The following is a 14,890-nucleotide window of genomic DNA, read 5'->3' as shown; positions in this document are numbered from 1 at the left end:
CAAACCAAACATGTTGGGTTGATGTACGCCTTCCTCAATATTATCAATAGGAAAGATGCTAGACATACACCTTCTACCTATTTTGAGTTCGTTTCTGCTTTGCCTTAATGCTAAAAAGGCCTATTTTGTACCTTTCTTTATAGGGTATAAATTAGTGGAACCTTTAAAAGCGTTTTCTACTTTATAGTCAGGATTATAAGCTTTAATAGTGGCATTTTTATTATCGTAATAATTATTAATAAAAACGAGATCATTTTTTGCTTTGTACAGATTAATTTCAAAGCAAAAGTGCATGTTTAAACTATTAGGTACGGGAATAAAGAATATTTCAGCACAATCATCTAAGTAAGGTTTACTATCTCTGTTTTTTTCATTGGCAGTAAGATATTTATACTCGCTTTTGTAAAATAGATATATCGTTTTATTGTCCCACAACATTCTAGATGCTGTTTTCTGTTTATCTGTTGGTGTTTGAGTTAAGTAGTGATAATCTAAAGTTCTTGCTTCACTTTTCTCCCATACTTCTTCATCCATTTTGCCATCAATAACTATTTTAGTATTTGTCTTTTTGGCTTTATAGAGAGGTCTTTCTTCTAACGAAAGTTTGTATTCTTGGGCAGGTAGTATTTGATTAAATAAACAAACCATTAAAAATAGAAGAAATTTATATGAGTAAGTGTTCATTTTCTTTTATTTCTTTTGAGGTCTATATTTTCTATGAATTTTTATTCTCTATATAAAAAGTAATTGTCTACCAAATCAATATACATACGTTTAGCCTCATCTTCGCTAATATTTTTGGCTTGAAATAGAGCATTAGTCTTAAAAGCATTAATAATAGGCTTTTTGCTTTTAGGTTTGCCATAATCATTAGTAGCTTTTTTATAGTAGGCATATAGTTTTAAAAGCGTGTCTGCAGGGAATGGTTCTGTGTGGTCATTTACCCTATCGACGGCTCGTTCAAATTCTATATTTAGTTTGTCATTAATCATTAACTTCTGCAATAATGCTTTCGCCTCCGCGAACTTTTTGATTTAATTCAACTTTTATATTTGTATCTAGTGGTAGAAATAAATCAACTCTTGATCCAAATTTTATAAATCCAGATTCACCACCTTGAGTTGTTTTATCATTAAGTTTTGCATAGTTTACAATACGCTTAGCAAGTGCACCAGCAATTTGTCTATATAATACTTTTCCATAAGTTTCATTTTCTACAACGACAGTAGTACGTTCATTTTCTTCGCTAGCTTTAGGGTGCCATGCTACTAAATACTTGCCAGGGTGGTATTTACTAAAAATAACATGTCCTGCTATAGGGTAGCGTGTAACATGAACGTTTATAGGAGACATAAAAACACTAACTTGTAAACGTTTTTCTTTAAAATATTCTTTTTCAAAGACTTCTTCAATTACAACAACTTTTCCGTCGACAGGAGATACTACTTGTTTGTCATTTATAGACGTATTCCGTTTAGGATTTCTAAAAAACTGAAGAATAAGTATTAAAAATATTAACAGAACAGTCATAACAATTGTTCTTAACCATGCAATGGTTATAAAATTATCAACTAATAAAAAACACCCTATAACAATAACAAGTGTTATAAGTATAATTTTATGACCTTCTTTATGAAACATAATATAAAATTCTTAAAAATAAATATATAAATGGGGCAGCAAAAATAATGCTATCTAATCGATCTAACAGTCCTCCATGACCAGGCATTATTACGCCACTGTCTTTAACGCTTGCTTGTCTTTTAAACTTTGACTCTATTAAATCGCCTAATGTACCAAATACACTAATTATAATACTTAAAATTAGCCAACTTGTAAAGTTTAAAGTCTCTGTAAAGGTAGCAATAAAATAGCTTGCTACGCATGAAAAAAATAAACCTCCTAAGAATCCTTCTACAGTTTTTTTAGGTGAAATTTTTTCGAAAAGTTTTTGTTTACCAAAATTTTTACCTACTAAATATGCAAAAGTATCATTTACCCATATTAAAATAAAAGATCCTAGTAATATATTAGGGTTATAATTTTTGTGATAATTGGTGATTAAAATTAGAAAAACAAAAGAACTAGATAAATAGAATGTTGTAAGTATAAAACGTTTTGTAACAAATAGGGGGATTTTTTTTTCTGAAAACAGGTCTTTTATTAAAAACAATTCAACAAAAATAGTAAGTACCATTAGTATTTGCGTAGCTTCATCTAGACCAGTATCTGTATTTAAAACAGTTTGCCAATACCCGAAAATAGAATACAATACTATAAAAATGAAATAAGGAATATAGCTTTTAAGTTGAATGAGTTTTTTAAACTCTCCTAAACTAATTAAGCCGAATATGAAAAAAAGAGCTATTAATGCCTGTTCAAACTTTAAACTGATAATTAATAAAGCAACATAAAGTAAACCGGAAAATGACCGGGTAAGAATTTCTTTCATTCTATAAATCTTCTAAAAGGAGTAGATAGAGGTTTTTAGCACTACTGCCATAACTTAAAAAATCTTTTTCGTCACCAGATTTAAAATGTTTAATGGTTGTAATATTGGTTGGAATTTTTTGCTTGTTTTTAGATTTTATGCCACGTAAACCTTCTCCTATGTTATCAACAATTTGACTTGTTGTAGCAAAGACTATAAAGTTTGTAGGTAATTCAGGAAGTTTCTTTTCAAAGATTTGTTTTGAAGAAATAAGAAGAGAACCATCATTAGCAATTAAATTTTCGCAAGTTGTTAAAAGAAAAGCTGATTCACTTATCTTTTTTGTAGACTTTAAGTTTGAATTTTTAAACTTGTTTTCTAAATTATTATCAAGAAGTAAAACTTTTTTATCTCCCCAATTATTTTCTTCAATAATGTGGTTTAGGTTTTTGAATATTTCATTAAGGTTTTCACAATATAAGAACTTACCACCATTAGCTTTAAAGTTTATAGTAAACCTTTCATCTATAGGCAGCTTAATTTCGGGCATATATTTGCCGCGGTTATCAGATTTTAATTCTTCTCTTGGTCGTTCAGATTTGGAACCAAAGATTTTTCTAAAAAGACTCATCCAGTTTATTACTATTAATAAAATTCTTTTGAGATTTACCAAATATAAAAAATCTTAAATTAACCATGCGATTAATTTAAGATTTTGTATAAAAATGTTTTATTAAATGATAAAAAATTTATTATTCTTCTTCAAGGACTATAGTTGAACTTTTTTTGAAAGGTGATATACCTAAAAGTTCTTCTAAATCATCTTTAAAGATAACTTCTCTTTCAATTAATCTATTGGCTAATTTATCCAATAAATCCTTTTTCGTTGTTAGCAACTCTAAAGCTCTTTGAAATTGAGTTTCAATGATGTTTTTAATTTCATTATCTATTATTTCTGCAGTTTTTTCGCTATATGGTTTAACAAATCCATTTTCACCAGCAGGGTCATAATAAGTTATATTACCTACTTTATCATTTAAACCATATATCATTACCATAGCCTTAGCTTTTTTAGTAACACTTTCTAAGTCACCTAATGCTCCAGTAGATATTTCATTAAAAATTATTTGTTCTGCAGCTCTACCACCCATGGTTACACATATTTCGTCAAGAAATTTATTGGTTCTTGTTATATATGCTTCTTGAGGTAAATACCAAGCAGCTCCTAATGATCTTCCTCTGGGTACGATGGTAACTTTTACTAAAGGATCTGCATGTTCTAAAAACCAACTTACAACAGCATGTCCAGCTTCATGATAAGCAATCGTCTTTTTTTCTTCAACAGAAAATAAGTTACTTCTCTTTTCTAAACCACCTACAATTCTGTCTACAGCATCTAAAAAGTCTTGTTTTTCAACGGCTTTTTTATTTGTTCTTGCCGCAATTAATGCAGCCTCATTACAAAGATTTGCAATATCTGCTCCGGAAAAACCAGGGGTTTGTTTTGATAAAAAATCTATATCTAGCCCTTTTGCTTTTTTTAAAGGTCTAAGGTGTACTTCAAAAATAGCTTTTCGCTCTGTTAAGTTAGGTAAATCAACAAAAATTTGTCTATCAAAACGACCAGCACGCATTAAGGCTTTGTCTAAAATATCAGCTCTATTGGTTGCAGCAATTACAATAACATTTGTATTTGTGCCAAAACCATCCATTTCTGTTAGCAGTTGGTTTAATGTATTTTCACGCTCATCATTACTCCCAGACATAGCGTTTTTTCCTCTAGCACGACCAATAGCATCAATTTCATCTATAAAAATAATAGAAGGTGATTTTTCTTTAGCTTGTTTAAATAAATCACGAACACGTGATGCACCTACACCAACAAACATTTCAACAAAATCTGAACCAGATAAAGAGAAAAATGGCACTTTGGCTTCACCAGCAACTGCTTTAGCTAATAAAGTTTTTCCTGTTCCAGGAGGTCCCACTAATAATGCACCTTTTGGAATTTTTCCGCCAAGTGTAGTGTATTTTTCTGGAAATTTAAGAAAATCTACAATTTCTTGAACTTCTTCTTTAGCGCCTTCTAAACCTGCTACATCTTTGAATGATATTTTAACATCTGTGTTTTGATCAAAAAGTTTAGCTTTAGATTTACCTATATTAAAAATCTGACCACCAGCACCTCCGCCAGCACCTCCAGACATACGGCGCATAATAAAAATCCAGACACCAATTAATAAGATAAATGGTAAAATTCCCATTAATAAGTTGCCCCAATCGTTAGTTTCAGTATCAAAACTAATAATAGGTTTAGTATTTAGGTCTTTATTAATTTCATTTAATTGATTTTCGAAATTTTGAAGATCTCCAAACTCAAATTTATAGTTTGGTAATTTTGTAGAAGTTAAAAAAGCTGTAGGCTTAGAGTTTTTATGAACCTCTTTTTCTTGAGCTTCTTTTGTTAAATAAACTCTTGCAACTCTAGTATTTTTTACAATATCAACTTTTTCAACATCACCAGCTTCTAAAAATTTAAAAAAGTCTGAAGGCGTAGTCTTGTTGCCTTCTTGGTAAGTATTATTATTGAATAAATGAAAGCCTACAAAAAGGGCTATAATTATACCGTAAATCCAATAAGGACTAAATTTAGGTTTCTTGTCTTTTGTATTTTTTTTATCGTTTGCCATTTGATTTTTTTAGTAGCTAGTTTCTATAACAGTTGTTTTTGCATCACCCCAAAGACTCTCTATATCATAATACTCTCTAATATGTTTTTGAAATACGTGTACAACAACATTTACATAATCTATTAACACCCATTCAGCATTATCGATACCTTCAGTATGCCAAGGATTGTCCTTAAGTTCTTTGCTAACCTTTTTTTGTATAGAATTAACAATGGCGTTTACCTGCGTGTTTGAAGTTCCTTCACAAATAATAAAGTAATCACAAACCGTGTTTTCAATATCTCTTAAATCTAGAATCTTTATTTCTTTCCCTTTGACATCTTCAATGCCATTAATTACTACAGAAATTAATTGGTCTGCGCTTATATTTTCTTTCGCCATTAATTTTATTTAATATTTGTGCAAAGTTATTATTTTTTTAGTTCTTTATGCTTTAAAATAATCATAAGATTTTATATTACCATAATAACATAAATATGCGTATAATCAAACTTGATGCCATCGATTCTACAAATAGCTATTTGCGAAAACTTATTGCTGTAGAAAATATGGATGATTATACTACGGTGGTTGCAAATGAACAAACAAAAGGAAGAGGGCAGATGGGAACGGTTTGGGCTTCTCGATCGTCTAAAAACCTAACCTTTAGCGTTTTTAAAGATGTATCTAAGTTGTATTTAGAATATCCTTTTTACATTAGTATTGTGACATCTTTAGCCTTATTAAAGACGCTTCAATTTTTCTCAATTTCTAAATTAAGTATAAAATGGCCTAACGACATTTTGTCAGAGAATAAGAAGATTTGCGGTATTTTAATTGAAAATGTCATAAAAAAAAATCAGATTAATGCTTCTGTTATTGGAATTGGATTAAATGTAAATCAAACAGAATTTGAAGGTTTACCACAAGCGTCATCATTAAAAATTATATCAGGAAGGATTTATGATTTAGATGAAATACTACATGTTTTTATTAAAAACTTAGAAACTTATTTTTTGTTGTTAAAAGAAGGGCATTATGATGTTTTGAAGTTTGAATACGAAAAATTCCTTTTTAGAAAAAATAAACCTTCAACATTTAAAGATGCCAAAGGTTTTGTTTTTTCAGGTTTTATAAAAAGTATTTCCGATTTTGGAAATCTTCAGGTTTTGTTAGAAGATAATATTATAAGAGAATTTGATTTAAAAGAAATAACACTTTTGTATTAAACAGATTTAGGGATATTTGTAGCTAAAGTTTCAATAAACTTGCTAATAGGACCTTTTATCATCATGGCCATCATAGGATTGAAATCACCAGAAAACTTTAATTGTACTTCACATGAGCTATGAGATGTTTCAATAATATCTCCTGAAAGTGAAAAATCTAACTTTCCCCCAGCAGCTCCTAAAACAATTTTACTTGAAGCTATTGCTTCTTTTTTTTTAAGAACAATCTCTGGCATGCCTTTTAATGCAAAAAGAAATTCATCTTCATTTAAAACTTCAAATTTGCTAATATTTTCAGGCATTAAAGATTTAAAGTTTTTAACATTAGTTAAAAAACTAAATACATCTTTTGATGGTTTGCTAACACTAATTTTTGGGGATTCTAAATTCATAATATTTATTGAGTGTATTATTTGTTATGGTTTTCAATTGTAGATTGCTCTACAGCTAAACAATATACCTTATTATTTATATCAATTAGCATTCCATTCACTAGGATTGGTATTCCATTCAGATAATGTTTTTAATTCTTTTTCTGAAATATAATTAGTTTCTAAAGCTTCTTCTAATAGATTTTCGTAGTTACTTAAGGTTTGTAAAATAATATTTTCTTTTTCGAAGTTTTTAGCAGAAACATCAAATCCATATGTAAAAATAGCAACCATACCTTTTACATTAATACCTGCTTCTTTTAAAGCTTTTACAGCATTTAAGCTACTTTTACCAGTACTAATTAAATCTTCAACAACAACAACATTTTGTCCGCTTTCAACAAATCCTTCAATTTGATTTTTGCGTCCGTGTCCTTTTGCATCTGGTCTTACATAAATAAAAGGAAGACCTAAATATTCTGCTACTAGTATACCTATACCAATAGCGCCTGTAGCTACGCCTGCAATAACATCTGGTTTACCATATTGTTCTTCAATATGTTTTCCCATGGTTTCACGAATATAATTTCGAATGGGAGGAAATGATAATATGATACGATTATCACAATAAATTGGAGATTTCCATCCTGAAGCCCAAGTAAAAGGATCTTGAGGGCTAAGTTTTATAGCGTTAATTTGCAATAAAACTTCAGCAGTTTTTTTGGCAGTATGTTTATTAAAAATCATGCGGTAAAATTACATATAAATTTAATTTTATCTGTTTTAGTTTATTATTTTTTTCAAGAATGCTTAGGTTGTTACTAAAAATGATATTTTTACGATATCAAAATTGTTAATTAGAATAGATATATGTATAAAGTTTTTGTTGGAGATAAGCCAATAATTTTGACTACAGTAGTAGAGAAAGAATCTAACTTTAAAAACTATTTACTTAAAACAGTAAATATTAAAAAGGTTATAAGGAAGCTTAATACAAAAACGTCTTTAGCTGAAGTACGTTTAATTCATAAAAAGGAAGAAAAACTTATAAAAAAGTTTTTGAAAAAGCTTCCTAATGTTGTAGCAGGAGGTGGGAAAGTTTATAATGATAATGGTGATATTTTATTTATATATAGAAATGATAAATGGGATTTGCCAAAGGGGAAAACAGAAAGAAAGGAGACTATTGAAGAAACTGCTATTAGAGAGGTTACTGAAGAAACAGGAGTTACTGGGTTGCAGATAACTAAACCTTTAGAGACTACATATCATATCTTTAAGCGTAATGGTCGCTATAAAATAAAAATCACCTATTGGTTTGAAATGAAAACTAGTTTTAAAGGTGATTTGCATGCTCAAGAAGAGGAAGGTATTACTAAAGTAGAATGGTTAAATAGCGAAGAAGTTGCTAAAGCACTTGATAATTCTTATGCCAATATTAAAGCACTTATTTAATAATTGTTGTTGTTTTTAGTTTGTTTATGTATCTAAATTAATTGGGCATATCAATTATTACAAAATAATGTTGAATATTTTTAGGGTGTTCAAACTCACTTTTTAATTTAGTTTTTTTAATAATGCTATAGCTTTATGAGGAACTCTTGTTGTTAAAATAGGTAGAGGTAGTTTTAATTGATTCAATCAAAATTATAGCATCATGAAAAGTTATTAACTGTCATTTAGGGCTATTTTTGATATTAGAAATAAAATTGCAAAAGTAGTTATAACTTTAAAAGCAAGGTTAATATCTACAGAAACCTTAATACATGTTAATAAAATGAAGGTTGAAATATAAAATTATCTGTATCAAGACAAGTTGTTTTAACTTAACTAATAGAGTGATGATTTTTTGTTAAGTAATGTATTCAAACGTTTTAGTGTGGAATGTTTGTCAAATTAAAGATTACTTCTTGCTCATCTTTATATTAACTGTAAATTTGCACTTCCAAAAAATAACTCATGACTGAATTTATTAGAAAACGAGCAGCCAATGCAAAAAATGATATTTTAAGTGGTGTAACTGTAGCACTTGCTTTGGTTCCCGAAGCGGTAGCATTTGCTTTTGTTGCAGGTGTAGATCCATTGGTAGGTTTATATGCTGCGTTCATGATTGGTTTAATAACATCTGTTTTTGGTGGTCGTCCAGGTATGATTAGCGGAGCTACAGGTGCTTTAGCTGTAGTTATGGTAAGTTTAGTAGCAGAAGGAAATGCTATGGGAGCAGAAACAGAAAGTCTTGGTCTTTATTATTTATTTGCTACAGTGATTTTAATGGGAATAATACAAATGCTAGCTGGTGTTTTTAAACTAGGTAAATTTGTAAGATTGATTCCACACCCAGTTATGATGGGATTTGTAAATGGACTTGCTATTGTGATATTTTTATCGCAATTAGGGATGTTTCCAAATTTAATTCCTGAAGAAATTACTTTTTGGGGAAATATGGATGCTTGGTTTAGCGAATTATTTAACAGTTTATTCACTAACGGTAGTTTCTGGACAATGTTAGGACTAGTAGGACTTACAATGGCTATCATGTTTGGATTACCTAAGCTCACCAAAAAATTACCAGAAGCTTTAGTTGCCATTTTAGTAGTGTCGGCTATTGTGATTTTTGGAAATTTAGATGTAGCTACAGTAGGTAGTTTTATAAAAGAAGGAGGCGGAGAAGGTTTAAAAGGAGGTTTACCTCAATTTCAAACAGATATTTTCAATAAAGTACCTTTTAATTTACAAACCTTATGGTTTATTGGTCCTTATGCTTTAATTCTTGCAGCAATTGGTTTAATAGAATCTTTAATGACCTTGAACTTAGTGGATGAATTAACGGAAACGAGAGGGGATACTAATAGAGAGTGTATAGCGCAAGGTGGAGCTAATATAATTACTGGTTTTTTTGGTGGTATGGGAGGTTGTGCTATGATTGGACAGTCTTTAATTAATATAAAATCAGGAGGGAGAACAAGGTTATCTGGAATTGTAGCTGCTGTTTTATTATTAATATTTATTCTTTTTGCATCTGGACTTATAGAGCAGGTGCCTATTGCTGCTCTAGTGGGAGTTATGTTTATGGTCGTTATTGGTACGTTTGCGTGGAGTAGTTTTAGAATTCTAAATAAAATACCGTTAAGTGATGTTATTGTTTTAATAGCAGTATCTGCTTTAACTGTTATTTTTGATTTAGCAATAGCTGTAATTTCTGGAGTTATAATTAGTGCCTTAGTTTTTTCTTGGGAAAACGCAAAACGTATTAGAGCTAGAAAACGTATCCGTGAAGATGGTACGAAGGTATATGAAATATGGGGACCTCTATTTTTTGGTTCTATATTAGCATTTAATGATAAGTTTGATATAAAGAACGATCCAGATAAAATAGAAATAGATTTTGTTGAATCTAGGATTAGCGATCATTCTGCTATAGAAGCAATTTTTAATTTAGTTAATAAATATGAAGCAGCAGGTAAGCAGATTAAATTGAAACATTTAAGTGAAGATTGTAAGATTATATTGTATAAATCTAGCCCAAAATTCAGAGAGTTCATTATTGAAGATATTGATGATCCTAGATATCATTTAGCTGCCAATCCAGAGAAATTCACTAAATCATTATCAGAATATAAATTATAGTATTAATTCTAGAATAGAACTTTATAATATTCGATAAAACTGTATTTTTTAACGATGAAACGCATATTTGTTAGTTTTTTTGTTAAATTGCAATAACAAAAACCTACTTATAATGAAGTTCTTCTATTATAGCTTAATTGCTATATTAGGGTTTGCTTTCCCTACATATTGTCAGCAAAAACCTAATATTTCTTTAGATTCTATTTATTTGGAAATTGATAGGGCATTTAACCTTAATCAAATAAATAAATATGGTGAGGCTATTGAGGTCGGTACGAAAGTTTTAGAATATTCAAATAGAATAGATGATGATTATTTAAAAGCCAAAGCCTATAATGTTTTAGGTAATGCTCATTTTTATGCTAATAACAATTCATTGAGTTTTGATTACTTATTTAAAGCTAAAGATTTATTTGTTAAAATAAAGGATACAGCTAAAATAATTGTTGTCTACAATAATATTGGAGAAAATTATAGAGCAGTAGATAGTGTTAAAGAGTCAGATCTATTTTTTAAAAAATCTTTAGAATTAGCAGAAAGCACTAGTCCTCGTAAGGAGTTAATATATCCTCTTTTTAATATTGGTTTAAACTTAATGTATCATTTTCGTGATAAAGATAATGACTATGTTAAAAGTTTAGAATACCTTAAAAGGGGAGAAGAGATCGCCGAAAAATTTAAGATAAGAGAAAGTATTGTTGGAGAAGTATTTGAAGCCTTAAGTTTTGTTTATAATAAGTTAGGTTATCAGGAAGAGTCTATAGCCTATTACAATAAAACGGTTGAGTTTACTAAAAAACATAATTATTTAGATGTTTTAGCAGAAGCACACTATGCAAGGGCTTATATAAATGAAGAGAAAAATGACTTTGAAAATGCGTATCGTACTTTAGAAAAATATATAGACACATATGATTCTCTTTATTCACTTCAAGAATATGAGGCAGCTAAACAGATTGAAGCAGACAATTTTTTAAGAGAAAATGAGATAAAGTTAAAGCTTATTGAAAAAGAAAAAGCAATTCAAGATTCTATAATAGCTAAATCTAGGATATTTAATATAGCTCTAGTACTATTTATAGTAATGCTGTTATTATTTGCTTTTTGGATACATAAAAAAAATCAGCAGTTAAAGCTAGCTAAAGATAAAGCCGAAAATTTATCTAAAGTTAAAAGTGATTTTTATTCAGAAATTAGTCATGAGCTTCGTACTCCACTATATGCTGTAATAGAGTTATCTGGATTGTTGTTAAAAGAAAATGTAAATGCAAAACATAAAGAATATTTAGAGTCTCTTAAATTTTCTGGTAATCATTTAATGTCATTAATAAATAATGTACTTGAATTGAATAGAGTTGAATCTGGAAAAATGAAACTCCAGTTATTAGATTTCGATTTAAAAAATCTTATTTCTAATATTATTGATAGCTTAGAGTATGCATTAAGGGATAGTAATAATACTATAAGTCTAAAGTATGATAATAGTATTCCAAATTTATTGGTGGGAGATTCGTTAAAGCTATCACAAGTATTAATTAACCTAATCTCAAATGCTATAAAATTCACTAATGACGGTCATGTAGATGTTATTATAAATAAGGTAGAAGAGCTTGATGAAGATGTAAAGGTGTATTTTAAAGTTTCAGATAATGGACTAGGAATTTCAACAGAAAAACAAACCCAAATATTCGAGGATTTTTATCAAGAGCATGCTAAAAATTCAAAATCTTATAAAGGAACAGGATTAGGGTTGTCTATAGTTAAAAGAATGCTTGTTGCGATGAATAGTGATATAAATGTGATAAGTAAAGAAGATGAAGGATCTACGTTTTTATTTGAACTCGTTTTTCAAAAAAGTAATAAAGCTAATTTAGAAATTGAAGTTTATGAAAATCAATTACAATATATCCAAGACTGTACAATTTTAATTGTAGACGATAATAAAATTAATCAATTAGTTACTCGAAAAGTATTAGACCAATTAGATATAAAGTCTAAAACAGTAGACTGTGGAATAAAAGCAATAGAAGCTGTAAAAAGAGAGCACTTTGACTGTATTTTAATGGATTTGCATATGCCTGAGATAGATGGTTATGAAACAACAAAACGTATTAGAGAATTTAATACTAATATTCCAATTATAGCACTAACTGCAGCATCTTCAGAAGAAGTAGAAGCAAAAATACATGGTTGTGATATGGATGGTTATATACTAAAACCATTTATTAATGCCGAATTTGTAGAGATTATAAACAAGGTTATGCAAAAAGTTAATGAGTCTGTTGTGTAGTACTTAAAATTTATAAAAGCAATTAAAAGTTTACCTCATAGGCTTTTTTAATTGCTCTTTTACTCGGTTAAATTATTTTTAAATTGAATGTTTTTAGTGAATTATGCGATACTTTTTTCCTTTATTAGCTTCAAATATAATGTCTTTTTCACGCTTTTCTTTTAAATATATAAAGCGTTTCTTTATTATTATTTTAGTGAGATCATCTGAATGACATATTTTATCTAAAGCATTTAAAGCAGCGATAGAGACTTTTGAACCTTATCATTAATAGCTTGAAGAAGCACAGGAATTGAAGGAGGTTTAGCTATTTGTTCTAAAGCTTCAGCCGAAAGTTTACGTGTTTTATAGTTTACATGTTTTAAAGCATACTCTAGTTTTTCAATTTCATTAGTTTGAACCCAGAATAAGATAGTACTTCTGGAAGGTTAAATGAGTTTTAATTTAAAAAGAAAGTATTCGATTTTATAGAGCATAATGTTTATTGTAAATGTATATCTATAAGTGTGTAAATATATATTGTTACAATATCGAAATTACAAAGTGGTTTTTATAAGATTTTAGAAAATAATTGTTTAAAAAAGGATATAAAAACAAAAATAGTCCAGGTAATCTATATACATTTGCCGCAAAATAATTTAAATTTTATTATGAGTAATTTTTTTAAATCCAAATCGATTTTAGTAGCATTTTCACTAGCCTTAATGGCTTTTAATTGTAGTTCAGATGATAATACAGATTTAGAGATACCAGATGGTTCATCTTTTGATGCAGAACTTTTTGTATCGGAGGCAGGAAATGATATGAGAAATGTAACAACATCTGTAAATGTTAATACAGGAACATCGATTAAATCTAAAGTTAAATTTTCTACAACTACAGACCCAATGCGTAGACTGTATATAACACAAGAAGTTAATGGAGCAGCAGCAGTTCCTTTTGTGTTTACTAATCAAGAAGTTGATGAAAAAGCAGATGGCTCATTAGATTTAGGGTCAGGAGATAAAAAAGACTTCGAATTTCAAATAGATTTACCTGCACCAGCTATGAATGAAGGAAGTATCGTTTATACTTTCTGGGCAACTACTGGACGTGGAGATTTTAGAGATATTTCTAAAAGAAATGCTATAGATGCAAATGCTATAGGTACTATTACTGTAAATGGAGGAGGTTCTAATACAGAGTCGGATCTTAGAGAATATATAGCAATAATGTTAGCGGCTCCATTGGCAGATGAAAGGTCTAATACATTTATGTCTTTATTTGATGGTGAAAAATACATGATTAGCGAAGGGGAAGAAACCGCAGCTTTATGGGATTTAGGGTATTTTTATGGGGCATCTTTAAAGGCTTCTTTCGCTTCAACAAAAGATTACCCTAATAATGTTATAAATGTACCTGAAGTTTCTAAAGTTGCAGATGAAGAATTAAATGCAACATACTTTGCATTATCAACATCGTTTACAGAAAGATCTTTTGATGCTATCAAAAGTAGTTCTGAATTAAATGTAATAACATCGCCTACAAAACAAAGAGTTAATGGTTTAAAAGCAGGTGATATTGTAGAAGTTGTTACTAAATATGGAAAAAAAGGCTTAATGAAAATAACAAATATTGTTCCTGGTGATGGATCTACAGGAAGAATTACTTTTACTGTAAAAATACAATCGTAATTTTTATAGTAAAAATAATTAAAAAAATAGGCTACTTCACTTAATGAGGTAGCCTGTTTTTTATATTAAAATCAAGTTGTCGCTAATTTTATAATTGTGGCTTAAATAAGTGTAATTAGTTTACCCTAACACTATCCGGAACTAGTTTAGTATAATCTCCGTTATTTCTAATTACATCACGTACAATAGAAGAAGCGATATAAGACGTGCTTGCTGCTGTTAAAAGGAAAACTGTTTCTATTGGAGCAAGATCTCTATTAGTATGAGCAATAGCTTTTTCAAATTCAAAATCGGCAGGGTTTCTTAATCCACGTAAAATAAATTCAACTCCATTTTTTTTACAAAAATCTACAGTTAAACCTTCATAAGTAACAACTTTTATTTTAGGTTCATCTTTAAAAGCATCTTCAATAAATGTTTTTCGCTCTTCAAGAGAGAACATATACTTTTTAGAGCCATTTACACCTATAGCAACTATAATCTCATCAAAAAGAGTTACTCCTCGCTTAATAATATCGTAATGTCCTAATGTTAAAGGGTCAAAAGATCCTGGGAATATGGCGCGTTTCATATAAAGATTTGTTATTTCTGTTTTTAAGC

Annotated in this window: 15 protein-coding genes; 5 read left to right on the top strand and 10 right to left on the bottom strand. The window is 29.2% G+C overall.

The window, feature by feature from the left end; all coding sequences use genetic code 11:
* Positions 1 to 120 precede the first annotated feature (120 nt).
* From A8C32_RS17955 to rsfS, 7 genes are all read right to left on the bottom strand, one after another.
* Positions 121 to 684, bottom strand: coding sequence for a carbohydrate-binding family 9-like protein (locus A8C32_RS17955; RefSeq protein WP_083253419.1), 564 nt, complete (start codon positions 682 to 684; stop codon positions 121 to 123).
* A 41-nt stretch (positions 685 to 725) separates the two neighbouring features.
* Positions 726 to 992: an acyl-CoA-binding protein gene (locus A8C32_RS17950; RefSeq protein ID WP_069831764.1), complete on the bottom strand. Its 267-nt coding sequence runs from the start codon at positions 990 to 992 to the stop codon at positions 726 to 728.
* The gene (locus tag A8C32_RS17945; RefSeq protein ID WP_069831763.1) at positions 985 to 1,641 is read right to left on the bottom strand and encodes a phosphatidylserine decarboxylase family protein; all 657 of its coding nucleotides are present in this window, start codon (positions 1,639 to 1,641) and stop codon (positions 985 to 987) included. The genes A8C32_RS17950 and A8C32_RS17945 overlap by 8 nt, the downstream gene beginning before the upstream one ends.
* A complete protein-coding gene (locus A8C32_RS17940) occupies positions 1,631 to 2,452 on the bottom strand; it encodes a phosphatidate cytidylyltransferase (protein ID WP_069831762.1) in 822 nt (273 codons plus the stop codon). The genes A8C32_RS17945 and A8C32_RS17940 overlap by 11 nt, the downstream gene beginning before the upstream one ends.
* A gap of 1 nt (position 2,453) precedes the next feature.
* Complete coding sequence (locus A8C32_RS17935) at positions 2,454 to 3,062, bottom strand: LUD domain-containing protein (protein ID WP_069831761.1); 609 nt, start codon at positions 3,060 to 3,062, stop codon at positions 2,454 to 2,456.
* 121 nt (positions 3,063 to 3,183) lie between these two features.
* Positions 3,184 to 5,121, bottom strand: coding sequence for an ATP-dependent zinc metalloprotease FtsH (gene ftsH, locus A8C32_RS17930; protein WP_069831760.1), 1,938 nt, complete (start codon positions 5,119 to 5,121; stop codon positions 3,184 to 3,186).
* Positions 5,122 to 5,130: 9 nt separating this feature from the next.
* Complete coding sequence (rsfS, locus tag A8C32_RS17925; RefSeq protein ID WP_069831759.1) at positions 5,131 to 5,502, bottom strand: ribosome silencing factor; 372 nt, start codon at positions 5,500 to 5,502, stop codon at positions 5,131 to 5,133.
* Between the two features lie 95 nt (positions 5,503 to 5,597).
* Between rsfS and A8C32_RS17920 the strand changes: the two genes are divergently transcribed.
* The gene (locus A8C32_RS17920; protein ID WP_069831758.1) at positions 5,598 to 6,329 is read left to right on the top strand and encodes a biotin--[acetyl-CoA-carboxylase] ligase; all 732 of its coding nucleotides are present in this window, start codon (positions 5,598 to 5,600) and stop codon (positions 6,327 to 6,329) included.
* On the opposite strand, the gene A8C32_RS17915 is transcribed toward A8C32_RS17920, so the two are convergent.
* Positions 6,326 to 6,721: an orotate phosphoribosyltransferase gene (locus A8C32_RS17915; protein WP_069831757.1), complete on the bottom strand. Its 396-nt coding sequence runs from the start codon at positions 6,719 to 6,721 to the stop codon at positions 6,326 to 6,328. The two genes, A8C32_RS17920 and A8C32_RS17915, sit on opposite strands and share 4 nt — an antisense overlap.
* A gap of 81 nt (positions 6,722 to 6,802) precedes the next feature.
* Positions 6,803 to 7,447 (bottom strand): orotate phosphoribosyltransferase, encoded by a 645-nt coding sequence (gene pyrE / locus A8C32_RS17910; RefSeq protein ID WP_069831756.1) that lies wholly within the window; start codon positions 7,445 to 7,447, stop codon positions 6,803 to 6,805.
* Between the two features lie 123 nt (positions 7,448 to 7,570).
* Here pyrE and A8C32_RS17905 point away from each other — a divergent pair, with 123 nt between their 5' ends.
* The 4 genes from A8C32_RS17905 to A8C32_RS17890 all read left to right on the top strand — a co-directional run bounded on the left by A8C32_RS17905 (position 7,571) and on the right by A8C32_RS17890 (position 14,290).
* Positions 7,571 to 8,155, top strand: a complete 585-nt coding sequence (locus A8C32_RS17905) for an NUDIX hydrolase (RefSeq protein WP_069831755.1) — start codon at positions 7,571 to 7,573, stop codon at positions 8,153 to 8,155.
* Between the two features lie 504 nt (positions 8,156 to 8,659).
* Positions 8,660 to 10,327 (top strand): SulP family inorganic anion transporter, encoded by a 1,668-nt coding sequence (locus A8C32_RS17900; protein WP_069831754.1) that lies wholly within the window; start codon positions 8,660 to 8,662, stop codon positions 10,325 to 10,327.
* A 112-nt stretch (positions 10,328 to 10,439) separates the two neighbouring features.
* A complete protein-coding gene (locus tag A8C32_RS17895; protein ID WP_069831753.1) occupies positions 10,440 to 12,617 on the top strand; it encodes a tetratricopeptide repeat-containing hybrid sensor histidine kinase/response regulator in 2,178 nt (725 codons plus the stop codon).
* A 650-nt stretch (positions 12,618 to 13,267) separates the two neighbouring features.
* Complete coding sequence (locus A8C32_RS17890; RefSeq protein ID WP_083253418.1) at positions 13,268 to 14,290, top strand: hypothetical protein; 1,023 nt, start codon at positions 13,268 to 13,270, stop codon at positions 14,288 to 14,290.
* 115 nt (positions 14,291 to 14,405) lie between these two features.
* Here A8C32_RS17890 and coaD read toward each other — a convergent pair whose 3' ends face one another.
* A complete protein-coding gene (coaD, locus tag A8C32_RS17885) occupies positions 14,406 to 14,861 on the bottom strand; it encodes a pantetheine-phosphate adenylyltransferase (RefSeq protein ID WP_069832094.1) in 456 nt (151 codons plus the stop codon).
* Positions 14,862 to 14,890: the final 29 nt, after the last annotated feature.

It is taken from the genome of Flavivirga aquatica, assembly GCF_001747085.1.
GTDB classification, from domain to species: Bacteria; Bacteroidota; Bacteroidia; order Flavobacteriales; family Flavobacteriaceae; genus Algibacter_C; species Algibacter_C aquatica.
The sequence above is the reverse complement of the archived record's forward strand: the minus strand, read 5'-3'. Positions and strand labels throughout refer to the sequence as shown.

Bases quoted from the DNA above. Each gene is read 5' to 3' on its own strand.
- A8C32_RS17955 (WP_083253419.1), bottom strand. From the start codon at position 684: ATGAACACTTACTCATATAAATTTCTTCTATTTTTAATGGTTTGTTTA.
- A8C32_RS17950 (WP_069831764.1), bottom strand. From the start codon at position 992: ATGATTAATGACAAACTAAATATAGAATTTGAACGAGCCGTCGATAGG.
- A8C32_RS17945 (WP_069831763.1), bottom strand. From the start codon at position 1,641: ATGTTTCATAAAGAAGGTCATAAAATTATACTTATAACACTTGTTATT.
- A8C32_RS17940 (WP_069831762.1), bottom strand. From the start codon at position 2,452: ATGAAAGAAATTCTTACCCGGTCATTTTCCGGTTTACTTTATGTTGCT.
- A8C32_RS17935 (WP_069831761.1), bottom strand. From the start codon at position 3,062: ATGAGTCTTTTTAGAAAAATCTTTGGTTCCAAATCTGAACGACCAAGA.
- ftsH (WP_069831760.1), bottom strand. From the start codon at position 5,121: ATGGCAAACGATAAAAAAAATACAAAAGACAAGAAACCTAAATTTAGT.
- rsfS (WP_069831759.1), bottom strand. From the start codon at position 5,502: ATGGCGAAAGAAAATATAAGCGCAGACCAATTAATTTCTGTAGTAATT.
- A8C32_RS17920 (WP_069831758.1), top strand. From the start codon at position 5,598: ATGCGTATAATCAAACTTGATGCCATCGATTCTACAAATAGCTATTTG.
- A8C32_RS17915 (WP_069831757.1), bottom strand. From the start codon at position 6,721: ATGAATTTAGAATCCCCAAAAATTAGTGTTAGCAAACCATCAAAAGAT.
- pyrE (WP_069831756.1), bottom strand. From the start codon at position 7,447: ATGATTTTTAATAAACATACTGCCAAAAAAACTGCTGAAGTTTTATTG.
- A8C32_RS17905 (WP_069831755.1), top strand. From the start codon at position 7,571: ATGTATAAAGTTTTTGTTGGAGATAAGCCAATAATTTTGACTACAGTA.
- A8C32_RS17900 (WP_069831754.1), top strand. From the start codon at position 8,660: ATGACTGAATTTATTAGAAAACGAGCAGCCAATGCAAAAAATGATATT.
- A8C32_RS17895 (WP_069831753.1), top strand. From the start codon at position 10,440: ATGAAGTTCTTCTATTATAGCTTAATTGCTATATTAGGGTTTGCTTTC.
- A8C32_RS17890 (WP_083253418.1), top strand. From the start codon at position 13,268: ATGAGTAATTTTTTTAAATCCAAATCGATTTTAGTAGCATTTTCACTA.
- coaD (WP_069832094.1), bottom strand. From the start codon at position 14,861: ATGAAACGCGCCATATTCCCAGGATCTTTTGACCCTTTAACATTAGGA.